21 protein-coding genes and 1 pseudogene are annotated in these 23,276 nt (G+C 33.5%); 12 read left to right on the top strand and 10 right to left on the bottom strand.

The genetic code is table 11. From position 1 onward, the window contains the following. Nucleotides 1-5: 5 nt before the first annotated feature. Nucleotides 6-2,264, bottom strand: a complete 2,259-nt coding sequence (locus LXH21_RS06390) for a hypothetical protein (RefSeq protein ID WP_239863424.1) — start codon at nucleotides 2,262-2,264, stop codon at nucleotides 6-8. Continuing rightward, nucleotides 2,224-3,222, bottom strand: coding sequence for a hypothetical protein (locus tag LXH21_RS06385; RefSeq protein ID WP_239863423.1), 999 nt, complete (start codon nucleotides 3,220-3,222; stop codon nucleotides 2,224-2,226). The genes LXH21_RS06390 and LXH21_RS06385 overlap by 41 nt, the downstream gene beginning before the upstream one ends. Nucleotides 3,223-3,571: 349 nt before the next feature. Here LXH21_RS06385 and LXH21_RS06380 point away from each other — a divergent pair, with 349 nt between their 5' ends. After that, nucleotides 3,572-4,180, top strand: coding sequence for a superoxide dismutase (locus LXH21_RS06380; protein ID WP_239863422.1), 609 nt, complete (start codon nucleotides 3,572-3,574; stop codon nucleotides 4,178-4,180). 284 nt (nucleotides 4,181-4,464) lie between these two features. Here LXH21_RS06380 and LXH21_RS06375 read toward each other — a convergent pair whose 3' ends face one another. The 4 genes and pseudogenes from LXH21_RS06375 to purN all read right to left on the bottom strand — a co-directional run bounded on the left by LXH21_RS06375 (nucleotide 4,465) and on the right by purN (nucleotide 8,493). Next, nucleotides 4,465-6,363 carry an amidophosphoribosyltransferase gene (locus LXH21_RS06375; RefSeq protein WP_239863421.1) on the bottom strand — a complete coding sequence of 633 codons (1,899 nt, stop codon included), beginning with the start codon at nucleotides 6,361-6,363 and terminating at the stop codon, nucleotides 4,465-4,467. A gap of 77 nt (nucleotides 6,364-6,440) precedes the next feature. Continuing rightward, nucleotides 6,441-7,364, bottom strand: a pseudogene (locus tag LXH21_RS06370) (PfkB family carbohydrate kinase). A gap of 73 nt (nucleotides 7,365-7,437) precedes the next feature. Next, on the bottom strand, nucleotides 7,438-7,917 hold the full coding sequence (gene rnhA, locus LXH21_RS06365) for a ribonuclease HI (protein WP_239863420.1): 480 nt from the start codon (nucleotides 7,915-7,917) through the stop codon (nucleotides 7,438-7,440). A 12-nt stretch (nucleotides 7,918-7,929) separates the two neighbouring features. Beyond that, nucleotides 7,930-8,493, bottom strand: coding sequence for a phosphoribosylglycinamide formyltransferase (gene purN, locus LXH21_RS06360; RefSeq protein WP_239863753.1), 564 nt, complete (start codon nucleotides 8,491-8,493; stop codon nucleotides 7,930-7,932). A gap of 177 nt (nucleotides 8,494-8,670) precedes the next feature. Between purN and LXH21_RS06355 the strand changes: the two genes are divergently transcribed. The 11 genes from LXH21_RS06355 to LXH21_RS06305 all read left to right on the top strand — a co-directional run bounded on the left by LXH21_RS06355 (nucleotide 8,671) and on the right by LXH21_RS06305 (nucleotide 17,761). Continuing rightward, the gene (locus tag LXH21_RS06355) at nucleotides 8,671-8,907 is read left to right on the top strand and encodes an acyl carrier protein (protein WP_007137004.1); all 237 of its coding nucleotides are present in this window, start codon (nucleotides 8,671-8,673) and stop codon (nucleotides 8,905-8,907) included. Between the two features lie 176 nt (nucleotides 8,908-9,083). Beyond that, nucleotides 9,084-10,337, top strand: a complete 1,254-nt coding sequence (fabF, locus tag LXH21_RS06350) for a beta-ketoacyl-ACP synthase II (RefSeq protein ID WP_239863419.1) — start codon at nucleotides 9,084-9,086, stop codon at nucleotides 10,335-10,337. An 8-nt stretch (nucleotides 10,338-10,345) separates the two neighbouring features. Continuing rightward, entirely contained in the window at nucleotides 10,346-11,089 is a 744-nt protein-coding gene (locus LXH21_RS06345; RefSeq protein WP_239863418.1) for a ribonuclease III family protein, read from the top strand. A gap of 113 nt (nucleotides 11,090-11,202) precedes the next feature. Next, complete coding sequence (locus tag LXH21_RS06340; RefSeq protein ID WP_239863417.1) at nucleotides 11,203-11,691, top strand: IPExxxVDY family protein; 489 nt, start codon at nucleotides 11,203-11,205, stop codon at nucleotides 11,689-11,691. Nucleotides 11,692-11,696: 5 nt separating this feature from the next. Beyond that, nucleotides 11,697-13,127, top strand: a complete 1,431-nt coding sequence (gene pyk, locus LXH21_RS06335) for a pyruvate kinase (RefSeq protein WP_239863416.1) — start codon at nucleotides 11,697-11,699, stop codon at nucleotides 13,125-13,127. 307 nt (nucleotides 13,128-13,434) lie between these two features. Beyond that, entirely contained in the window at nucleotides 13,435-14,649 is a 1,215-nt protein-coding gene (locus LXH21_RS06330; RefSeq protein WP_239863415.1) for an aminotransferase class V-fold PLP-dependent enzyme, read from the top strand. Between the two features lie 10 nt (nucleotides 14,650-14,659). Beyond that, complete coding sequence (locus LXH21_RS06325) at nucleotides 14,660-15,103, top strand: hypothetical protein (protein WP_239863414.1); 444 nt, start codon at nucleotides 14,660-14,662, stop codon at nucleotides 15,101-15,103. Continuing rightward, entirely contained in the window at nucleotides 15,093-15,512 is a 420-nt protein-coding gene (locus LXH21_RS06320; RefSeq protein ID WP_239863751.1) for a SufE family protein, read from the top strand. The genes LXH21_RS06325 and LXH21_RS06320 overlap by 11 nt, the downstream gene beginning before the upstream one ends. A 64-nt stretch (nucleotides 15,513-15,576) precedes the next feature. After that, entirely contained in the window at nucleotides 15,577-15,900 is a 324-nt protein-coding gene (locus LXH21_RS06315) for an SUF system Fe-S cluster assembly protein (RefSeq protein WP_239863413.1), read from the top strand. A gap of 67 nt (nucleotides 15,901-15,967) precedes the next feature. Next, nucleotides 15,968-16,477, top strand: a complete 510-nt coding sequence (locus LXH21_RS06310) for a DUF2480 family protein (protein ID WP_239863412.1) — start codon at nucleotides 15,968-15,970, stop codon at nucleotides 16,475-16,477. A gap of 435 nt (nucleotides 16,478-16,912) precedes the next feature. Next, nucleotides 16,913-17,761, top strand: a complete 849-nt coding sequence (locus LXH21_RS06305; protein WP_239863411.1) for a DUF3078 domain-containing protein — start codon at nucleotides 16,913-16,915, stop codon at nucleotides 17,759-17,761. A gap of 71 nt (nucleotides 17,762-17,832) precedes the next feature. Here the strand turns inward: LXH21_RS06305 and LXH21_RS06300 are convergent, their stop codons facing one another. The 4 genes from LXH21_RS06300 to LXH21_RS06285 all read right to left on the bottom strand — a co-directional run bounded on the left by LXH21_RS06300 (nucleotide 17,833) and on the right by LXH21_RS06285 (nucleotide 23,259). Next, nucleotides 17,833-18,414 (bottom strand): hypothetical protein, encoded by a 582-nt coding sequence (locus tag LXH21_RS06300; RefSeq protein ID WP_239863410.1) that lies wholly within the window; start codon nucleotides 18,412-18,414, stop codon nucleotides 17,833-17,835. A 325-nt stretch (nucleotides 18,415-18,739) separates the two neighbouring features. Then, nucleotides 18,740-19,990, bottom strand: a complete 1,251-nt coding sequence (gene hflX / locus LXH21_RS06295) for a GTPase HflX (RefSeq protein WP_239863409.1) — start codon at nucleotides 19,988-19,990, stop codon at nucleotides 18,740-18,742. Nucleotides 19,991-20,039: 49 nt separating this feature from the next. Beyond that, nucleotides 20,040-20,513 (bottom strand): FKBP-type peptidyl-prolyl cis-trans isomerase, encoded by a 474-nt coding sequence (locus LXH21_RS06290; RefSeq protein ID WP_239863408.1) that lies wholly within the window; start codon nucleotides 20,511-20,513, stop codon nucleotides 20,040-20,042. 19 nt (nucleotides 20,514-20,532) lie between these two features. Beyond that, nucleotides 20,533-23,259 carry an AsmA family protein gene (locus tag LXH21_RS06285; protein WP_239863407.1) on the bottom strand — a complete coding sequence of 909 codons (2,727 nt, stop codon included), beginning with the start codon at nucleotides 23,257-23,259 and terminating at the stop codon, nucleotides 20,533-20,535. Nucleotides 23,260-23,276: the final 17 nt, after the last annotated feature.

Raw genomic sequence — 23,276 nt, 5'->3', positions numbered from 1 at the left:
CTTATCTATTGTTGTCTTACATAACTATCAAAATAACCACATTCTGTAATAACTTCTTGGTAATATTTTGTATCCGAATAGTTGGAGTATAATTCGTTAAAACCTTTCCAAGCGAGGAAATTTATGCCATCGTTACGTCTGTCCCAGTAATTTTCTGCATCTTTATATTTAAGATTGTAATAATCATTTCGCTCACATTTAGACAATAAGTAATGGCATTTTGCTCTTTGCTCATCAGTAGTGGCAGCCGAAAGCGCTTTTTTATAGTACAATTTTGACTGTGTAGTATTGGTTAACATTCCGCGCATTTTGTCCCTAAAATCGAATTCACTGAAACCATAACCAATAATATTCGATTCATAAAATACCCTTGCATTTCCGTAATGGGACATATTATAAAATGCATTTCCGAGAAGTAGCGCGTTCGAATAAACCTCTTCATTTGCAGCCAACTTATCTTGCATAAGATTCATAGTATTTAATAAATCAAGCTTAGAATATTTTTTACTTTGTTTCGCAATATGATCGCAATCATGACAATCCTTAATAGTACCATTAAATGGATTTCCGAGCAAAGTATAGTTTTGTGCAGGACCAGCCTGTTGCATCAATTGAATTGCTTCTGGGATTTTATTCGAAAAGGCAGCCCTTATAGCTTCGTATTCTAAAATGTCAGATGAATGAACATCATAAACCTTCTCAGCAATCAATTCAAAATCAGATTTGTTGCTTTTATCCAAGAAAGTTTTCATCGCTCTCAAATTATTTTCTTTATCATAGAAATCTGTTGTACGCACAAACAGTTCTGAAAAAACCTGATTTTTATCTGCTTTGAACAAAGTAGAAATATAGGTCTTACTCCAATTGATGGCATTTTCAAATCTAAAATCGGCTATCTCCAAATTATAAATTTCAAAGTACAACCAATTCAGCTCCTTACTAAGATCAGCCTTTTTGAGGTCTGACACATTATTTACTTTACTAAGACTATTAACGAATTTTAATAATCGCAGTTGATTGATTGCTAGCGGAGTGTTGGTCGAATACTTTTCAGCTCTTTTATAATAGGAATCTGATTTTTTGTAATCTGATTTTAGTGTAGCCAAATAGCCAGCTGCTGTATTCCACAAAAATTCGTTTTTTACTTTGCCTTCATCTGTAATTTTAAATACAAGGTTAGTACTTGAAGAAGTCAAACTATCTTTTGTACTCTTCTTATTTTCAGAAACAGTAATTTTTTCAAAGGATTTATTTGTCTTTAATTCTAAACGGTTAACCAATCGCGTTAAAAGATAATCCAAATGTTCGCTCTTGGGATTGAGCTCATAGATCTTCTCAATTGATTTTTCTTCATTTGTATAATATCCTGAAAGTGCCCATAAAGCAACTTTTTCGTCATTGTTTTTTGCCATTGCCAAAGATTGTTGCCAATCGGCCTCTTCCTGCGGACGGAAGCAGTAGGCTGTCACTACGCGCATAGGTGGACACTGATCAAATACTTGACTAAATTGATAGTTGGACAAAGCATATTGCTTTTGCTTATAATTCACTCCAGCTACATAAGAAAGGGCTCTGTAGTACAAGACATTTTTTGGCGTTTTATCGGCAGTTGATTGAAAAAAATTAATTGTGTTTTTGTAATCATCACTATAAAAATAGGTTTTGACAATTTGAAACCAATACCTGTTTTTCAAGAAAGAATCTGTTACAGAATTATATTTTTTTATGAGCGCAGGAACTAATCTATGACCTTTATATACTTTGTTAACAACTGGTTCATAGGACCAATAATCATTGTTTATAGAAACAGATTCTAGTTCTTGTGCCAAATACAAAAACTGCACAAATTCTGTAAAGCGACTATTTTTTAAATCGACTTTGTTTTTCCACTTTTCAACAGCATCACTTGACCTCTTGTTTCTGTAAAATGTATTTAGTTCCTTGACCGCAATTGCACTAGAATCGATCAAAAAATAATGTACATCTTCCGTTGTCGCTACTCCTTTTAAATACGCAGACCAATCTTGTACGATTTCGTCATTAAATCTAGAATTATGCTTATTGTCAAAACCATCACCATAAAATATATCGGTGGACAAAAATAGTGATCGATAAGACTGATCGACAAAAGTTTCGGGTGTAAAATTGGAATCAAATGACCATCCCCAATCACCACCGCCTCCGCAAGCATAAATAGTACCGTAAACTAATGCTAATAGGGCGCTAAAAACGACTAATAATTTTTTCAAAGATGTTTTTTTCATATTGTTGTATGTTGAATTCGTCTAAATCGTAAAATATAATTTCTTTTGGTAGCTGGGATTTGTTATTCTCTAAGTCAGATGCCATTTCTAGCAAATCATCGGCAGCTATTGCCTCTACTTTTAATAAATCACCTTGCCTATAAAAGATTCCTCCCTTATAATTATCTGCTATAACTTCATAGAAATGGTGAGGTAATTCTTTGAAATGGGCATCATTATCCAAATCCTTCTTGCGTAACTTATTTCTTAATCCTACTACTTTTTTATCTCTACTATGAATGGTCCACGAGAAAACTGGTAAAGCAAAATTCAGTTTCAGTGGATACTTTTCTAAACTTGACAAGTATCGCTTCGCTATTTTTTGATCATAAATTGAATTGGTGGAATCTGTTGCAATTGTTCCCATATTGTAATACATTAGAACACCTGAATCAACATCGGGAATTTTGGTTTTTTTATAATATTTCACTTGATGCAGTCGGATAGTTGCTGATAACTTTCTGCCACTAATTTTTTTAAAGGTCTTAATAAACGCTAGGTACTTATTTTGACTCTCTAAACTCCAGTCACAATCAATTTGTATCTCGTCACAATGAAGGTTATTTTTAGCATTGATTTGATTGATATAATCATTTACTTTTTGTGCAAGCTCTTCTACATCTGTCGATGACTCTAACAATACTTTATTTTTTATGTATACCACAGGAACTACAGTAAATAATTCTGGTATATCAGTAAAGTGAATTGGAGATACAGGAAATGCTTCTCTGGCTCTGTCTATATCTATGTCAAAGTAGCGGATATATAATTTTGAGACATTATTATCCTTTAGAACTTTCTTTTCTATTGTCGAAAGTTTAAAAACTGTTTTCCAGTAGTAAAAAGATACGGCGGGTTTGTCTTGTGAGGTACAAGAACATAGAATAATTAAAATAAAAACAAACCACTTTTTATGCAACTTATTATTTTTTTTGGGCTGTAAAAATAGCTATTTATTTACATATAACCTGAAATCTACCTATTTATTGCGTGAGGGATAGTAGTGGAGCTCTTTTTAATCTTGCTTTTTTTGCGAGATTAAAAAAGCGGGAACGGATAGCCCGACCCTCGTTTTTTTTGAGGGGCACGCCCATACAAGATTTGTAGTAGCACTCTTTTATATTTAATTTGAGTACTTAAATTTAATCAAAGAACTATAAAATCAAAAATGTTTAAAGAAATTATAACAGACATCTACTTCGGTTTGTAAACATAATTCCATAAATTTGGATAATAAAATTAAATATTCACTTAAAAAAAAATACATCATGGCTTTTGAATTACCACAATTACCGTACGCGTATGACGCATTAGAACCACATATTGACGCTAGAACGATGGAAATCCACCATTCTAAGCATCATAACGCTTATACTACCAATCTAAATGCAGCGGTTGCTGGAACAGATATGGAAGGAAAGACTATCGAAAATATTCTTATTAACCTAGATATGAGCAATGGTGCTGTTCGTAACAATGGTGGTGGTTTTTACAACCACAACTTGTTCTGGACTGTTATGGCTCCAAACGGAGGAGGACTTCCTACTGGAGATTTGCTAGCTGCAATTGAAGCTGCTTTTGGAAGTTTTGAAGAGTTTAAAGCTAAATTTAGCAAAGCTGGAGCAACACAATTTGGTTCTGGATGGGCTTGGTTATGTGTAAAAGAAGATGGAAAACTTGATGTTTGTGGAACTCCAAACCAAGACAACCCATTGATGCCAGGTGTTGGATGCGGTGGAACTCCAATCTTAGGGATGGATGTTTGGGAGCACGCTTACTACCTAAATTACCAAAACAGAAGACCAGATTATATTGAAGCTTTCTTTAATGTAATTAACTGGACGGAAGTTTCAAGAAGATTTGCTTCTGAAAAATAATTAGAGCACAGCATAAGGGCTTGCAATAGATAATCCCCAATTGTTGCTTTAAAATAAAAAAGTCGGATGAACTAAATAGTTCATCCGACTTTTTTTATGTCTGTCAATTCTTTGACTTTATTCCAATAAAAAAGGTGGAATTGCTTCCACCCTTTTTGCCCCAAATCTACCATAAACTTAACCTACTAATTTTATGGTTCACCAAAGGTATAGTAGTAAGTTGCCTCTAACAAACATTTCAGACAAACAACCCATAAAACCGTTTAATTACCTGTTTTACTTTACTAGTATGCGCGGGCGTCTTTACCTTCATAAAAATTCATGAAAGCTCTGTTAACCACCCTGTTACCTCCGGCTGTAGGATAATCTCCCGTAAAATACCAATCCCCTAAATTTTTAGGACAAGCGATATGCAAATCATCTACGGTTTGAAATATAATTTTGACTTCGGCGTTGATTTCTGGAGAACTCAACATTTCTGCTATTTTATCTGAAACTTCTTGCGGTGCAAACGGTTCGTAAATGGCCGTTACATAATTTACCACATCGCTATCTTTAAAGTTTTCTTGCGCTTTACACTTAGCATAAACTTCATCAACTATATGATACAAATTTCTTTCTTGTAAAAGCTCTAAAGCCGCTTTAAAAGCAACCAATCCCTCTAGCTTCGCCATATCGATACCATAGCAATCTGGAAAACGTATTTGTGGTGCCGAAGAAACTATGACGATTCTTTTTGGCCCCAAACGATCCATCATTTTGATGATACTTTTCTTTAATGTAGTACCTCTTACAATACTATCATCAATAATCACCAAGTTATCTGTAGGTTTTATTACGCCATAAGTAACATCGTAAACGTGAGCAACAAGGTCATCACGGCTACTATCCTCAGTAATAAAAGTTCTAAGCTTAGCATCCTTGATTGCTACTTTCTCTGTACGTATTTTTACTTTTAATAATTCTTTCAAACTATCTTCGGTAAGTGTATGACGATTTTCTAGTATGTAATCGTTCTTTCTCTGATTCAAGAAATCCTGAGCTGCCTCAACCAAACCATAAAAAGAGGTTTCAGCCGTATTTGGTATATATGAGAATACCGTATTGTCTGTATCTTGATCAATTGAATCTAATACTGCTGGTAAAATCAGTTTACCTAAAGTTTTTCTTTCTTGATAAATTTCAGCATCACTTCCTCTAGAAAAATAAATTCGTTCAAAAGAACAGGCTTTTTTTACAGTAGGAGTTAAAATCTCTTGCATAGAAACCGTACCATTCTTTTTAATGATTAACGCATTTCCTGGATCAATTTCTTGTACTTTTTCGAAAGGAATATTAAAAACAGTTTGAATTACCGGTCTCTCTGATGCTACTACTACCACTTCATCATCTTGATAGAAGTATGCAGGACGTATACCAGCAGGATCTCTAAATACAAATGCATCACCATGACCTAATAAACCAGCCATAGCATATCCTCCATCTAAATTCTTAGCAGAGCGTGCCAATATTTTAGCAAGATCCAATCTATCTGCAATTACAGGCGAAGCTTCTTGTTTAGAATATCCCTCTGATTTACAGTCTTGGTACAACTGCATCACCTCTTTATCAAGAAAGTGACCAATTTTCTCCATTACTGTAACAGTGTCTGCCATTTCTTTTGGATGTTGACCTAGTTCTACCAAATTCTGAAAGAGCTCTTTAACATTGGTCATGTTAAAGTTTCCTGCCAAAATAAGGTTGCGGTGCATCCAGTTACTTTGTCTTAAGAAAGGGTGTACACTTTCAATACTATTTTTACCAAAAGTACCGTAACGTACGTGACCTAAGAACAACTCTCCTATATAAGGTATGTTTTCTTTTTGAGCTGCAACATCATCTGCATATTCAGGATGATTTGCCATTTCTTCATTAATTCTTTCATTAATTTGAGCAAATACATCTTGAATTGGTTGTGCCTGATTAGAACGAACTCTACTAATGTATCTATCGCCAGGCTCTACATCTAGCTTAACACTTGCAAATCCAGCTCCATCTTGTCCGCGATTGTGCTGTTTCTCCATCATAAGATACATTTTTTGTATCCCGTAAAATGCAGTACCGTATTTCTCCTTATAAAATTCAAGTGGTTTAAGTAGTCTAACTAATGCTATTCCACACTCGTGTTTTAATGCGTCACTCATTGCAGTATTATTTGTAGTATTATTATTTAAAAACGATTTTAAAACAAAAAAGCCCCGTTGATGGAGGCTTTCAAGTATTATAATTCTATATCAAACTGTGTCAAGGATTTAAATTGTTTCAATCTCGAAACAACCTCTTCTTTGTCTAAACTTTGCATTCTTTCTGTTCCAAATTTCTCCACACAAAATGAAGCTAAATTTGAACCGTAGATAATTGCATTTTTCATGTTTTCAAAAGACACATTTTCACTTTGTGTAATATATCCTGTAAATCCTCCCGCAAAAGTGTCTCCTGCTCCAGTTGGATCAAATACTTCTTCGAGTGGTAACGCTGGTGCAAAGAAAACTTCTTTATTATGGAACAATAACGCTCCATGTTCTCCTTTTTTGATCACCACGTATTGAGGTCCCATTGCTTGAATGATTGCTGCTGCTTTTACCAAAGAATACTCACCAGATAATTGTCTAGCTTCTTCATCATTAATAGTAATCACGTCTACTCTTTTTATTACTTCTAATAATTCAGGTAAAGCGCAATCCATCCAGAAATTCATAGTATCTAGAACTACCAATTTTGGTTTTTCAGTCATTTAGTCCAAAACACCACTTTGTACTAATGGGTGTAGGTTACCCAACATCACTACATCAGCATTTTTATAATTTTCTGGAACCTTTGGCTGGAAATCGGCCAATACATTTAATTGAGTATCTAACGTATCTCTTGAGTTTAAATCATTATGGTAACGACCACTCCAAAAGAATGTCTTTCCGCCCTTAACAACTTCAAGTCCGGAAATATCGATATTTCTAGTTGTCAATAAATCTAAATATTCTTGAGGAAAATCATCCCCAACAACAGATACGATAGCAGATTGAAGGTTAAAAAAAGCTGCAGATAAACCTATATAAGTTCCTGCACCTCCTAAAATTTTATCAGTTTTACCAAAAGGAGTTTCAATGGCGTCGAAAGCGACTGTTCCAACAATCAATAATTTGTTCATTTTGCGAATTTCGAATTAAGGTGCAAAGATAAACTTTAGTTTAGAAGTTTTAAAGATTATAAGTTTAAAGTTTTTATAAAAGTTTTGCTTCTTCTTTCTCATAAAAAGCATCTATAGAAAGAGGCTTACTTTTGGATGCCATTACTGCCAATTCATCACAACGTTCGTTTTGAGGATGATTATTATGCCCCTTAACCCATTTAAAATCAACTTGATGTTTTCTATAAATTACTAAGAAACGTTTCCAAAGATCAGGATTTTTTTTTCCAGTAAAACCTTTTTTCTCCCAGCCAAAAACCCATTTTTTCACTACTGAATCGATAACGTATTTAGAATCGGAAACTACCAAAACCTTGGTGTTGTCATTTTTCAACTTCTCTAATCCTACTATAACACCTAGTAGCTCCATTCGATTGTTGGTTGTATGTCGAAAGCCCTCAAAGAATTCTTTTTTATACGGAGTTCCTGCTTTCTCCATTACCACACCATAACCACCATTACCAGGATTACCTTTGGCGGCTCCGTCAGTATATATAAGAACGTCGTAGTTCATGTTCTTTATTATTTATGATTCTAATAATTGTGCAATAACCTCAGGAAAATGTCTGAATTCTAATTCATGAATTTTAGCCGCCACATCTTCTGCCGTATCTGTGGTAATTACTTCAAAATTTTTCTGAAAGATAATTGCACCTTCATCATAATTCTCATTTACATAGTGAATTGTAATACCCGATTCTTTTTCTTGATTAGCAACGACTGCACGATGCACATGCATACCGTACATTCCTTTACCACCATACTTTGGCAATAAGGCAGGATGAATATTAATCACCTTATTAGGATAATCTGCAATGATTGTTTGTGGGAATTTCAATAAAAAACCGGCTAAAACGATTAAATCTGGTTTTATACTATTGATTAACTGTAAAAAATTACTTTCAAAAAGCTCCGTCTTAGAAAAAACGTCTGCTGCTACGCCATACTTTCTTACGCGATCAATTACACCTGCATTAGCGTTGTTTGTAAGAACCCTTACAACTTCGACATTTTCATTAGAATCGAAATAATTAATAATATTTTCGGCGTTAGAACCCGAACCAGAAGCGAAAATCACAATTTTTTTAATCATTACTCACATTATTTATATCACAAAAAACGGAATAAAAATTGAAAATAAATAACTTATCAGGTCCTTTGTTTAAATTTATTTTATAATTTAGTTGATACATTTAACAACTAATTGATTGTTTTAAAATAAAGTTTTTTATTTTTGCGGTCAAATTAAATTCTAAAATTAAAGATTATGTCAGACATTGCATCAAGAGTAAAAGCGATTATCGTAGACAAATTAGGCGTTGACGAAAACGAAGTTGTAACAGAAGCAAGCTTCACTAATGATTTAGGAGCTGATTCATTGGACACAGTTGAGCTTATTATGGAATTCGAAAAAGAATTTGATATCCAAATTCCAGATGATCAAGCAGAGAACATTGCTACTGTTGGTCAAGCTATTTCTTATATCGAAGAAGCTAAAAAATAATAAATTCACACCCGTATGCATTTTCATGTACACGGGTGTTTTATTATTTTAAAATTATGTAATTTAGATTGAATTTCAATCAACAATGGTATATACAATATCACCCACTGCTTTTTTGTAACACTACAGTAAAAAGGGTGGGTTTTGTTTGTTAAAAGACAATAAAATAAAAAGTTATGGAATTAAGGCGAGTTGTTGTAACAGGTTTAGGTGCTCTTACTCCTATAGGGAACACAGTTGAAGAATATTGGAACTCACTACTTAATGGAGTTAGCGGTGCTGCTCCTATTACATATTTTGATGCTTCAAAGTTCAAAACTAAATTTGCATGCGAGTTGAAAAACTTTAATGTAGAGGATTTTATGGATAGAAAAGAGGCTCGAAGAATGGACCGCTATGCACAATATGCAATGGTTTCATCTGATGAGGCTATGAAAGATGCCAACTTCGACCTAGACAAAATCGACAAAGATCGTGCTGGAGTTATCTGGGGATCAGGAATCGGTGGATTGGAAACTTTTCAAATCGAAGTTTTGAATTTTGCTGCTGGAGACGGTACACCAAAATTCAACCCTTTCTTTATCCCAAAAATGATTGGCGATATTGCATGTGGACACATTTCGATTAAGTACGGCTTTAGAGGTCCTAATTTTGGAACTGTTTCTGCTTGTGCATCTTCAACTAATGCTATAATTGACGCTTTCAATTACATTCGTTTAGGTCATGCAGACATCATGGTAACAGGTGGTTCTGAAGCAGCTGTAACGATTGCAGGTATGGGTGGATTTAATGCAATGCACGCTTTATCAACAAGAAATGATGATCCAAAAACAGCATCGAGACCAATGGACAAAGACAGAGATGGATTTGTTTTAGGTGAAGGAGCTGGAGCTTTGATCCTAGAAGAATACGAACATGCAATTGCACGTGGCGCGACTATTTACTGTGAAGTAGGTGGAGGCGGAATGTCTGCAGATGCTCACCATATTACAGCACCTCACCCAGAAGGGATTGGAGCAAGAAATGTAATGTTGAACTGTTTGAGAGATGCAGGTTTAAAACCAACAGATGTTGATGGTGTTAACATGCACGGTACATCAACTCCCCTTGGAGATTTGGCCGAATCAAAAGCAATTTTGCAAGTTTTTGGTGATCATGCTTACACAATGAATCTAAACTCTACGAAATCTATGACAGGCCACTTATTAGGTGCTGCCGGAGCTGTAGAAACTATATCAGCAATTCTTTCTATGAAACATGGAATTGTTCCTCCAACAATTAATCATTTTACTGATGATGAGGGTATTGATCCAAAATTAAACTTTACCTTCAACACTCCTCAAAAAAGAGAAATGAATGTAGTTATGAGTAACACTTTTGGTTTTGGTGGACACAATGCTTGTGTTTTGATGAAAAAATTAGAACTGTAATCTTTAGTATGAGTATTTTTAAAAAAATATTTTCTAAATCCCGTCGTTCTAGCGAAGACGGGATTTTTTTTGATGCTATTGAAAAAATCATAGGATTTGCGCCTCAAAACATTGAACACTATCAAAAAGCGTTCACACATCGCTCTATAAATAAAATATCCCCAGATGGCACCCCTATAAATTACGAACGTTTAGAATTTTTGGGTGATGCAATGTTGAGCGCAGTAATAGCTGCGCACTTATTTGACAAAGCACCTTTGGGAGATGAAGGCTATCTTACTAAGATGCGCTCCAAGATAGTAAGTAGAGAACATCTAAATGAATTGGGTAAAGACCTAAACCTTATTCAGTTTGTAAAAAGCAAAGTGCCTGTAAATCATTTTGGAGAAAATATACATGGTAATATTTTTGAATCACTTGTAGGAGCGATATCTATAGATAGAGGATATGAATATTGCGAAAAATTTATACAAAAAAGAGTTGTAGCTCCATATGTCGATATTTCTAGATTAGAAGGAAAGGTAATCAGCTACAAAAGTCTCGTTATTGAATGGTGTCAAAAAGAAAAAAAGATTTTTCACTATGACATTTTTGAAGATAATGCGATTGACGGACAACGACTTTTTGGAGTAAAATTAAGCATAGATGATAAAGTGATAGCTAAGGCTAGAGCGACCTCAAAAAAGAAGGCAGAAGAGAAAGCATCACAACGTGCCTACTTTGCTTTTCAATCTCAAATGGATAAAAAGTAAGAAATAGACGCCAAAACTATAACGTTTGCGTTTACAATTTAACTAATTCATCATCGCGACTACGCTTTTACTTAGATAGAAATGGTATATTTACATCTTGATTTAAAATCAATATGGCTATTCATAAATTAGATATTGGTGATTTTGACGAAATAGATTATTATCTAATAGCTATTCGTACATCCTTAGAAAATTACAGATTGGCTTATTTCATCAACAATAGATTGCCAATTAATTTGAGCATGAGTAAAGATGAAGTACAGGTACATAGTAATGGAAGCTGTACGCAATTTTCTAGATTCTATTTTCATGATGAAGAAAATGATGTAGATTGGAATTTAATACAAAATACAAATGAAGTCTTTCAGCAAAAGAGCGAGACTGCATTTGATTTGTTTTCAGATTCTTTAATCGAGGTAGCAACAAAAGTTTATTTGCTCCCTGAATTTAAAAAGGTAGATTATTTTTTAAAAATCGAAAACTTAGACGACACTATAGACGTCGAAAAAATTAAACAAACACTAAATACAATTGAGGAAGTCGAAACAGCTTATGCTGTGGAGATGAATCAAATAAAATCAAAAAACAATTTAATTTTCTAACAACAATGAGTACAAACAAAAAAACTAAAATTGTAGCCACATTAGGACCAGCATGTAGCACAAGAGAAATCATCAAGGACATGATTGATGCTGGAGTAAACGTCTTCAGAATTAATTTTTCTCATGCTGACTACGAAGGTGTTAAAGAGAAAATAAACATTATCAGAAGTCTAAACGAAGAGTTTGGCTATGCAACTGCAATTTTGGGAGATTTACAAGGTCCTAAACTTCGTGTTGGGATGATGGAAGATGGTATCGTAGTAAACGATGGTGATTTGATCACTTTTACTACTGCTGAAGAAGTTATTGGTACTGCCGAAAGAGTTTTCATGAAATATAAAAACTTTCCAAATGATGTAAATCCAGGAGAAAGAATATTACTTGATGATGGTAAATTACTTTTTGAAATTGTTTCTACAGACAAGAAAACTGAAGTTGTTGCTAAAGTTATACAAGGTGGAGAATTGAAATCTAAAAAAGGGGTTAATCTTCCTAATACAAAAATTTCACTTCCTGCTTTGACAGAAAAAGATATTGCAGATGCTATTTTTGCTATTGGACAAAAAGTAGATTGGATCGCACTTTCTTTTGTTAAAACACCACAAGATTTAAAGGACTTACAAGATTTAATTGCTGAACATTCAGACGTTAAAATTCCAATTATTGCCAAAATCGAGATGCCAGAAGCTCTTGAAAATATGGACAAGATTGTTGCTTATTGTGATGCATTAATGGTTGCTCGTGGAGATCTAGGTGTTGAATTACCTGCTCATGAAGTACCATTGGTACAAAAAGACTTAATACGTAGAGCAAAAATGGCTCGTATTCCTGTAATTGTGGCAACACAAATGATGGAAACGATGATCACTAGTTTGACACCTACAAGAGCCGAAGTAAATGACGTTGCAAACTCTGTAATGGATGGTGCTGATGCTGTAATGCTTTCTGGAGAGACTGCTGCTGGAAATTATCCTGTACAAGTTATCCAAAAAATGACTCAAATTATTGAAGCAGTAGAGAACTCTCCACTTATTCAAGTTCCACAAAATACAGCTCAAATTAAAACAAAACGTTTTATTACTAAAACAATTTGTCGTCAAGCAGCACTTATTGCTAATACAATTGGAGCAAAAGCTATTTGTACAATGACAAATAGTGGTTATACTGCTTTCCAAGTTTCAGCATGGAGACCAAATTCTCATATTTTGGTTTTTACACCAAACAAAAGAATTCTTACGCAATTGAGTTTGTTATGGGGAGTTAGAACTTTTTATTATAACAACGATAATAGTACTGATGATACTGTTACAGATGTAAACAATATCGTAAAAGCTTCTGGACTTGTTGAACCAGGTGATTTCTTAATCAACCTTGCTGCAATGCCAATCAAAGATAAAGGTATGGTGAATACTTTAAGAGTATCTGAAATAGAATAATCATTAGCTTGAACTAAATATTTAAATCCGTTTTGTTTTATAACAAAGCGGATTTTTATTTTATATAAGAATTACTACTGAAGACGAATATTTTGAAACTTTCAACTGCATTAAGAAAAGTACATTATTTCTAAAAAAAGCTCGTTTCTGTACCACCTATATTTATTTGCCAATCAATTTTAATTGCTTTTACTGCCTATACTTACACTCCATTCATACGGTCTATACAAATCCTAAAAAAATACCAATTACTACTCTAAACGATTTAGATTTTGTACTTTTGTATTTAGATTTTTTCTAAATAATTATGTTAGACATTCAAAAAATAAGATCAGATTTTCCTATTCTTTCACAAAAAGTTAATGGGAAACCTTTAGTATATTTCGATAACGGTGCTACTTCTCAAAAACCGCAAGTGGTGATTGACGCTATAGCTAAATATTATCAAGAAATTAATGCGAACATTCACCGTGGTGTACATACGCTAAGTCAACTCGCAACAGATGCGTATGAACTTTCTAGAAACAAAATTCAAAACCACATTAATGCAAAACACAGTCACGAGGTACTTTTTACTTCGGGAACTACATTTGGTATCAATTTAGTTACTAATGGCTTTGCTACTTTGTTGCAACCTGGCGATGAAGTATTGGTTTCTGCACTAGAGCATCATAGTAATATCGTACCATGGCAAATGCTTTGCGAAAGAACAGGAGCAACTCTTAGAGTTATTCCTATGAATGAAGAAGGTGAATTAATCATGTCGGAATACGATGAATTACTTTCGAATAAAACAAAAATTGTTACGGTTAATCATATTTCAAATGCACTGGGAATCATCAATCCTATCAAATATATGATTGACAAGGCACATGAAGTGGGTGCTGCGGTTTTGATAGATGGTGCGCAAGCCGTTCCACATTTAAAACCAGATGTACAAGCTTTGAATTGTGACTTTTATGTGTTCTCCGGACACAAAATGTGTGGACCAACAGGAACTGGAATTTTATATGGTAAAGAGGAATGGTTAAATAAATTACCTCCTTATCAAGGCGGTGGTGAAATGATAAAAGAAGTATCATTCGAAAAAACCACTTACGCAGAACTACCACATAAATTTGAGGCAGGAACACCAAATATCGCAGGTGGAATTGTTCTAGGAACCGCAATCGATTTCATGAATGAAGTAGGATTTACAAACATTCAAGAGCAAGAATTGGAATTACTTGCGTATGGTACAGAGAAGTTGTTAGAAATTGAAGGATTACGAATATTTGGAACTTCAAAAGACAAAACATCTGTAATCTCTTTTAATATTGAAGGGATTCATCCTTATGATATTGGGACAATTATTGATAAATTGGGGATCGCAGTACGCACAGGTCATCACTGCGCACAACCAATTATGAATTTTTACGGAATCCCTGGTACAATTCGTGCATCATTTTCGTTTTACAATACTAAAGAGGAAATTGATAGTTTGGTAGCCGCAGTAAGAAAAGCACAAATGATGTTGTCTTAAATTATTTGATATGAAAACACTAGCGATTCTGCTCTTCAGCTTATTTATGACCAAAGGTTGTCAAAATACTACCAAAAATGAAATTGAAGCAGGCATTATAGAATATGTTGCTAACTCAAGAGGGTATTATCAAAAAATAAAAATAGAAAATAAAACAGCATCGTTCACAAAAGAACGTTCAGGAAAAGAAATACCCAAAACGGTAACCCTGTCTGATGAAGATTGGAAAGAGTTGCTTGTTTTGTTTCAAGAAATAAACTTAGAGGAACTTGAAAATCTTAAAGCGCCTACTGAGAAAAGATTTTATGATGGAGCAGCTATTGCGCATCTAAATGTGAATTACAAAGGCAAAGAATATCTATCATCTAGTTTTGACCACGGCTTTCCTCCTGAACAGATAGAGAAAATAGTAAATAAAATCAATTCATTTTCAAAAAAATATGATGAAAATTAAGGAAATACAAAACGAGATAGTTGATGAATTTTCAATGTTTGACGATTGGATGGAGCGTTATGAATACATCATCGAACTTGGAAAAAAGTTACCACTTATCGAAGAGGAATACAAAAATGACAGTAATCTAATCAAAGGTTGTCAATCTAAAGTATGGCTTCAAGGCGAGCAAAACGATGACAAGATAGTATTTACAGCAGATAGCGATGCTATTTTGACCAAAGGAATTATAGCTATCTTGATTCGAACCTTTTCAAATCAATCCGCTATTGATATTATCAACGCTGATACTGATTTTATCGACGAAATTGGATTAAAGGAACATTTATCCCCAACTCGTGCAAATGGTCTGGTTTCGATGATCAAAAATATCAAAATGTATGCTTTAGCATTCGATGCAAAAAAATAATATTTACAACTAGAGTTTATGTAAAACTCAAATAACTCGATAAAGGAGCTAAAAAATAAATAAAATGGAACAACAAATAGACACTAACGAATTAGGAGAAGCAATCGTAAAGAAATTAAAAACTATTTACGACCCAGAAATTCCTGTTGATATATATGAATTAGGATTGATTTATGACGTTATGGTGAATACTGATTTTGAAGTAAAAATCTTAATGACCTTAACATCTCCAAACTGCCCCGTAGCAGAGAGCTTACCAAAAGAAGTTGAGGATAAAGTTAAATCTATCGAACACATTAAAGATGCTGAAGTAGAAATCACTTTTGATCCACCTTGGAGTAAAGATTTAATGAGCGAAGAAGCAAAATTAGAATTAGGAATGCTATAATAACAGCATTTCGTATTCAAAATATAGATTTATATATTGAATGAAAACTTTGAATTAATAAAGACAAATGGACGAAATAATCAATAAAGTAGCCGAGAGTAAACTAGAAGTTTTTGATCTTGAAGATTACTATCCTGCAGGGCAGCGCGTGCAAATTGATATTTCACAATGGCTCATTGAAGGGTTTTTGTTAAAAGAGAAAGATTTTAGAGAAAGCCTCAAAAATTATGATTGGACACAGTTTCAAGACCAATTTGTCGCCATCTATTGTAGCACAGATGCGATAGTACCTGCATGGGCATCTATCTTAGTCGCTATTCAAGTTGCTCCTTTTGCAAAGAAAGTGGTAGATGGTACGATTGAAGATTTGAATGCATCCCTTTACGAACAGCTGTTGGCAACCATTGATTATAGTGCTTATCAAAATAAGGCGGTCATCATAAAAGGTTGCTCAAAGAAACCAGTTCCAACAAGAGCTTACATATTGGCTGCAAAGAATTTACAACCTTTTGCCAGAAGTATTATGTATGGAGAGGCTTGTTCCGCCGTACCACTATTCAAATCGGCAAAAAAATAAACAGTTTTTACTTGTAAGTAAAACGAATAAGGCTAAAAGAGGACATTCCTTTTTTAGCCTTATTTGCTTTATAATAAATATGAACAGTTTAAAAATGCATCCTTATGCACATTTGGTCGATAATTATAAGCAATTAGTCTAAAAAGTAAATTATATATTTCGAAAAAATGAAATAAGGCTATAATTCTTATATTTCAACAAGTTTGATAGGCGACGACCGGAAGCTAACACTAATCAATAAACTGATTTTGAGACGATTAAACAACATTAAGTGAGGGGTGTTTTATTTATTACTGGCAATTTGAGTAGCACAAATAATTGTCTAATAGTCTAAAATTAAATTGAAAAAATAAAACAAACCACTAACTATCAATGGTTTAAAAAAAATAGCTATGTAATGTATTTGACTATATTTGCATTTTTAAAACTAAAACTATGAAAAAATCCCTATTTGCATTTTTGTTACTTATTACAGTAATGGCTGTAAACGCACAAGAAGCTGTAAAAGATTCCACAAAATTTTGGACTAGAAAAGGAAACATATCCTTACTTTTTAATCAATCATCTTATAATGACCAATGGCTTGGAGGAGGTACTTCAAACATCGCCGGAAACTTTGGATTAAATTATGATTTTAATTACAAAAAAGAAGATGTAGTTTGGGATAATAAATTTATTCTAGCTTATGGTTTAAGCAAAATAAAAGGAGATAATCCAACTGCCAAAACTGATGACAGAATAGAATTAAACTCTTTATGGGGTAAAAAAGCATCAAACAATTGGTATTATTCTGCTTACTTTAACTTTAAAAGCCAGATGGATACAGGTTTAAATTCTGATGGAGACCGTATCTCACACTTTTTCTCGCCAGCATATTTCCAGATAGGACCTGGAATGTTATGGAAAAAGAATGATAATTTAAGCGTTAATTTTGCACCAGCTGCGGCTAGAGCAATATTTGTAGACCGTCATTTCACCAACCTTGGTCCTTCTTTTGGTGTTGAGCAAGGTAATAACTCAAGATTTGAATTTGGAGCTAGCATTTCAGCTTATTATAAGTTAAATCTAATGACGAATGTTTCTATCGAAAATAGATTGAACCTTTATTCTAACTATTTAGAAGACCCACAAAATGTCGATATTGACTATCAAATGAATGTGGTAATGAAAATTAATAAATACTTATCTGCTAACGTTGCTTTACAAGCAATCTACGATGACAACTCAATTAAAGGAGTTCAAGTAAAAGAACTTTTTGGACTAGGCGTTAATTACGGTTTTTAATCTATAATGCATTAAATTAAAAAAAGCATCTATTGTATATTATTTACGATAGATGCTTTTTTATTTACTAATTATGACGTGACTTCTTGCGTAAATGTATATGTTGTATTGGTTGTGTTATTTTCTTCATCGATATCTATCTCATATTCGATATCTGCTTTTAAGTTAAGTTCGTCATTTATGCCCTCCATAAATGTTAGCAACGTTGGCATTTCAATTTGATCTTCTATTCCTAACTCGGCAAGTATCTTTAAATACCTATCAACACCTTCCAATTTTAAAACTGTCTTCTCTGGTGAAAATGCCATTATTGTAAAAACATATTCAGGATTAGACGTATAAATGGCCGTAATCGTAGTCATCGCTAAAGCTGTGGTATCATAAGGAAATTGAGGCATTTTATCCCTACATTGCTTGGCTTTCATTTTACCAAGGTCATAAAATATTTTCTTTGAAATGCGGCTAGTTGCATCCTTACCAAATTCTTCTGAAATATGTTTAAGACCTAGACCATAAAACGAAGCTGTTACGCTTGATAGTCCCAATGTCAATTCGTCAATTGACGCAGGTACAAAAAACTTTTGACATTTCTCCTTTATCTCTTCGGTTAGGTAATTATCCTGCTCTCTTACATTTGTTGGATATATTTTCATGTAATTGTGTTTTAAAGATTCTCTATCTAATCAATATTATTCTAGTTCTTATTAGTAAAACAGCTTTAAATAATGAACCTTTCTGTTAGTCAAATTAGATATGATTATTAAGAGAACTATTTTATATTATTTTCTTCACTAATATAGTTGCTTATCACAGAATTGCCTGTTAAAAATAGGCTAAACTTATAGTGCAACTAACTGAAAAAATGAATCGAAATTTATTCAGAAATCAACTCCACTTTAACTATTCCAAATGATAAAAATAAAAAATCCCCATTAGCTAATTATTTCTAATGGGGATTAAGATATTTATTTAGACAATCTATTCTTGATCATCTTCTTCGTCGACTTCTTTCTCAATAGCATCTTTATAGTCCGGATATAAAAACTTGTTGTATGGAAAACGTGTTACGTGTATGTGTCGTACTGACTCATAAACGCGTTCTCTAAACTCTTCAAAATTTTCTTTGTTGGTTGCAGAAATAAATAAGGCATTTGATTCACCCACACGTCCCATCCATGTTGATTTCCACTCTTCAAGTGTGTAATGTTTCGGCGTTTTCTCGGTAATTAAATCATCTTCATCAATGGTTAAATGTTTGTAAGCATCGATTTTATTAAAGACCATAATAACAGGTTTGTCGCTTGCCTTAATATCTGCTAATGTCTGATTTACCGATGCAATATGATCTTCAAAATCAGGATGCGAAATATCAACTACATGCAAAAGTAAATCAGCTTCACGCACCTCATCCAACGTACTTTTAAAAGAATCTACCAATTGTGTTGGTAATTTTCGAATAAAACCAACAGTGTCAGATAATAAAAACGGTAGGTTCTTAATTACCACCTTACGCACTGTAGTGTCTAATGTTGCAAAAAGTTTGTTTTCTACAAACACATCACTTTTACCAACGGCATTCATAAGAGTTGATTTACCTACATTGGTATACCCAACTAAAGCTACTCGAACCATTGCACCGCGATTACCACGTTGCGTTCCCATTTGTTTGTCAATGGCCTTAATTTTATCCTTTAAAAGTGCGATACGATCACGCACAATACGTCTATCGGTCTCGATCTCTGTTTCTCCTGGTCCACGCATTCCGATACCACCTTTTTGACGTTCCAAATGCGTCCACATTCCTGAAAGTCTTGGTAATAAATATTGGCATTGCGCTAATTCTACTTGCGTACGTGCATAAGAAGTTTCTGCACGTTGTGCAAAAATATCTAGGATAAGGTGTGTTCTATCTAAAACTTTACAGTCTTCGATTAATTTGGATATATTTTTTTGTTGCGATGGAGTTAACTCGTCATCAAAAATCAAAGTTGTTATTTTGTTCTCTTTGACAAATAATAAAATTTCTTCTATTTTCCCTGTCCCAACAAATGTTTTAGGATTTGGTTTGTCCATTTTTTGATAAAAACGCTTGACAACTTCTCCACCTGCAGTATATGTTAAAAACTCTAGCTCGTCAAGATATTCATTAAGCTTATCCTCAGGTTGATTCTGAGTTATAATCCCAACGATAGCCGTTTTCTCAAAATTTATTTCTTCTTTTTCTATCATAATAGTATATAAGCTAAAAAATTAGCGATTTGTAAAAATTGGATAACTTTTATTTTATTGCAATCAAGTGTATGTCAAACAGAAGTACCGAACCACCTGGGATTCCATTTCTAGTTGAACTTCCGTATCCTAAATGAGACGGAATCAAAAGCATTCCTTTACCTCCTTCTTTAAAATAAGGAATTCCTTCCGTCCAACCTTTGATTACTTGTTGCAATCCAAAAGTTATACCTGTATCTGCACTTTGATCAAATATTTTGCCAGAAGTGTAGTATCCTTTATATGCTACTGTAACATTTGACGTAGCGGTCGGGTTTGCCCCGGTTCCTTCGGTCGTCATTACGTAGTACAATCCGCTTTCTGTTTTAGTCGCAGTTAGCTTGTTTGCAGCAATATAATCTGTAATTTCTTTGTCATTAGCCGCTGTATAATCTGTAGTGTCAGGAGTGGTATACTCAAAACCGTTATTTTGATTGCAGGAAACAAAGATGGTTAGCATTAATGCCATGATGGTATATTTCATGTTTTTTATTTTTATTTAATTAATTAGTAGTTTCAATATATTCTTGTTCTTCAATTTCTTCTGTTTTCTTACCTATTTTGACTTTTGGATTTTCTTGGGTTCCAGTAACTGTCAAAGGAATTCCTATTATACCCAATGGTGGTAGTCCCAAACGCATTTTAATATTCAGTTGACCGTCAAAACTAGAAGTTCCTTCAATACGAGGTCTAAAGCCTGCAAATTTAAACTTAAATTGCTCAATTGTAATCACATTATTCTTGATAGTTGTATTGATCGCAACCTTAGTAACATTTGGATCTTTAATACTTTCAAAATTTGTTGATTTGCTTACGTTATTAAACATTTTAAAACCTTTCATCTGTACATCCTGCACAGAAAGTATACCTCCTCCCGAAAGTGACGGATAAATTGGTTGCATGTCTTGATTTAACTTTCCCTTTACCGCATAATCCAAAGATACAATTCCTTCCGCACTTTTTGCCGCCGATGCCATATTACGAAACATTTCAATCTCATTATAAGCTCTCTTTATGTCGAAATCCTTGGCATTTATCTTAAAATCAAAAGAAGCTCTTTCCAATGTTTCATTAGCATACTCGACATCCATTTTCACAGGACTATCAATAATAGAGAAACCAGAATTTGTCAGTTGTAATTTTCCTTTGTTTATAGTAAGATTACCAAGCAATTGGGATATCTTCAAATCTTGCCAATATACTTTATCAGCGCGTGCCGATAAGTTGAAATTAAAATTGGGTGGAACTATAACAACTCCCGAACTAACCGTAGAACTAGTTACATCAGCTAATGCAGGATCAGGACTAAAATACATAAATTCGTCAACGTACAAATTTTTACTTTTTAAATCGAAATTTCCTTTTAAAATTGCTTTATCAGATAAGACAAAATTGATAACATTGCTCATTGTACCATTCATTACAAAGTCTGACTGACCATATGAAGCGCTAAAATTTTTAAATTCAAGTTGGTCCTGTTTAAAAGTAAATAGACCTTCATTGATAACAAATGCTTTTGGTAAATACTGTGAGTGAGTGGTAATATTGCGTAATAATAAAGATCCACTATTTTTCAAATTAGAATACCTACCATTTGTAGCATCGCTTTGAGATCCCTTCAGAGCAAGGTCGGCTTTGATATATCCATTTACATCAAGACCTTTTTGAGAAAAAACTTGATATATTTTACCCAAATCCATTTCACCCTTTATTTTTAAATCATAATGAATATCGTCTAAATTACTGAAAGCTCCAACAACATTAACGGGCTTACCTTCAAAAATAAAAGAAGCTGGTCTCATTTCTACCGACAAATCTTTTGTAGTTCCTACCGGGTTATCCATTTTTAAATCTAGATTTATACCTGTAATAGAATTTGGATAATAAGGCGTTTTGATAGCGCCATTTTTGATCTTAACATACCCCTTTGTTTTGGGTAATAATTTATTTTTTATATCAAAAACACCATCTGCCTCAAAATTTGCATCTACAACTCCTTTTAAATCAATTGTAGTGATTCCAAAAGCACTGTTTATTTTTGCTAGATCCATATTTGCGCTTAGGCGAGCATTAATTCTAGGCTGTTCCAATCCTTTTATATCCAACGAACCATTTAAATATTCTTTGCCTAGATTAAAGTAGACAGAGTCAATTTTCACATTCAAAAGTTTAGGGTCCAAAGAAGGTAGTTTTGTACCAAAATTCAGGAAAAGATTCGAGGCGGCGACCGGTACTTTGTCGTAAGCAATCATTCCTTTTCGAATATTCATTTTAAATTCCAAATCCGGCTTTTTGTCTTGAGTTTCTATATAATCTCCTTTTAGCGTTAGCACTACATCTGTTTTACCCTCAATTTTAGTCTTAGACAACCATTGTGTAAATTGTGGTGGCAGCGCTGTGAAAAAATCGTATAAATTACTATTCATTGATTTGACTACAAAATTCATAGCGTAACCCTCTTTGATAAAATTAAAAGTACCCTTAAAATCAACTGGGAGCTTATTAATTTTCAAATCGTTTTGCTTAAATTCAAATGCCAAAGAAGTTGTGTTTATTTTGGTAATTAGTGCTGCGTTTACTTGTTTGTTTTTTAAGTATTGCTCCCCTCCAAAATTGAAATCAAAAGAATTTATATTTGCCTCTGTAACCAAATCAAAAACAGATTTTTCTAAATCTCCTTTTCCCACATAATTAAAACCACGTGCTTCTATTAAAATTTTAGTTGATAAATCATCATAAATTATCTTGGTATTTTTAATGTCAATTTTTTCTAATTTAATCGAAGTATCCGAATTATCCGCGTCTGAAACAGTTTTTCCTTTCGATTTATAAACACTGTAATTAGCTTGACCTAGTTCATTTACTTTAATATTAAAGAGGGCATTCGATACAAATATTTGATCAACCTTTACTTCCTTATTAAAAATTAATCTAGAAATATTTATTCCAAACGCCATCTCTTCTGCACTGATCAAAGTTTCTTTCTTAAATGGTGCTGCTCCATCTAGTTTAAAATCCTGTAGCGTAAGTGTTAATGATGGAAAGTGGTCAAAAAAGGAAAGATTTGATTCTTGAAATCGTAATTCGCCTTCAATATTATTATTAGCATAAATTTTAATTTGATTGGTGATGAATTCTGGAAATAATTTGGGTAGAATAATCATCAAAGACAACAAGCTAATTATTGTAATACCTATAACCTTCAGCCCTTTGACAAGGAACATTTTCATAATTTTATTTTCGTGCA

Origin of the sequence: Flavobacterium algicola (assembly GCF_022399565.1) — a bacterium.
Classification (GTDB): Bacteria; Bacteroidota; Bacteroidia; order Flavobacteriales; family Flavobacteriaceae; genus Flavobacterium; species Flavobacterium algicola.
Note: the sequence above shows the minus strand (reverse complement) of the source record. Positions and strands in the feature narration are given on the sequence as shown.

Excerpts from the sequence above, each read along its gene's own strand:
- LXH21_RS06390 (WP_239863424.1), bottom strand. The coding sequence starts at position 2,264 with ATGAAAAAAACATCTTTGAAAAAATTATTAGTCGTTTTTAGCGCCCTA.
- LXH21_RS06380 (WP_239863422.1), top strand. The coding sequence starts at position 3,572 with ATGGCTTTTGAATTACCACAATTACCGTACGCGTATGACGCATTAGAA.
- LXH21_RS06375 (WP_239863421.1), bottom strand. The coding sequence starts at position 6,363 with ATGAGTGACGCATTAAAACACGAGTGTGGAATAGCATTAGTTAGACTA.
- rnhA (WP_239863420.1), bottom strand. The coding sequence starts at position 7,917 with ATGAACTACGACGTTCTTATATATACTGACGGAGCCGCCAAAGGTAAT.
- LXH21_RS06355 (WP_007137004.1), top strand. The coding sequence starts at position 8,671 with ATGTCAGACATTGCATCAAGAGTAAAAGCGATTATCGTAGACAAATTA.
- fabF (WP_239863419.1), top strand. The coding sequence starts at position 9,084 with ATGGAATTAAGGCGAGTTGTTGTAACAGGTTTAGGTGCTCTTACTCCT.
- LXH21_RS06345 (WP_239863418.1), top strand. The coding sequence starts at position 10,346 with ATGAGTATTTTTAAAAAAATATTTTCTAAATCCCGTCGTTCTAGCGAA.
- LXH21_RS06340 (WP_239863417.1), top strand. The coding sequence starts at position 11,203 with ATGGCTATTCATAAATTAGATATTGGTGATTTTGACGAAATAGATTAT.
- pyk (WP_239863416.1), top strand. The coding sequence starts at position 11,697 with ATGAGTACAAACAAAAAAACTAAAATTGTAGCCACATTAGGACCAGCA.
- LXH21_RS06330 (WP_239863415.1), top strand. The coding sequence starts at position 13,435 with ATGTTAGACATTCAAAAAATAAGATCAGATTTTCCTATTCTTTCACAA.
- LXH21_RS06325 (WP_239863414.1), top strand. The coding sequence starts at position 14,660 with ATGAAAACACTAGCGATTCTGCTCTTCAGCTTATTTATGACCAAAGGT.
- LXH21_RS06320 (WP_239863751.1), top strand. The coding sequence starts at position 15,093 with ATGAAAATTAAGGAAATACAAAACGAGATAGTTGATGAATTTTCAATG.
- LXH21_RS06315 (WP_239863413.1), top strand. The coding sequence starts at position 15,577 with ATGGAACAACAAATAGACACTAACGAATTAGGAGAAGCAATCGTAAAG.
- LXH21_RS06310 (WP_239863412.1), top strand. The coding sequence starts at position 15,968 with ATGGACGAAATAATCAATAAAGTAGCCGAGAGTAAACTAGAAGTTTTT.
- LXH21_RS06305 (WP_239863411.1), top strand. The coding sequence starts at position 16,913 with ATGAAAAAATCCCTATTTGCATTTTTGTTACTTATTACAGTAATGGCT.
- LXH21_RS06300 (WP_239863410.1), bottom strand. The coding sequence starts at position 18,414 with ATGAAAATATATCCAACAAATGTAAGAGAGCAGGATAATTACCTAACC.
- hflX (WP_239863409.1), bottom strand. The coding sequence starts at position 19,990 with ATGATAGAAAAAGAAGAAATAAATTTTGAGAAAACGGCTATCGTTGGG.
- LXH21_RS06290 (WP_239863408.1), bottom strand. The coding sequence starts at position 20,513 with ATGAAATATACCATCATGGCATTAATGCTAACCATCTTTGTTTCCTGC.
- LXH21_RS06285 (WP_239863407.1), bottom strand. The coding sequence starts at position 23,259 with ATGAAAATGTTCCTTGTCAAAGGGCTGAAGGTTATAGGTATTACAATA.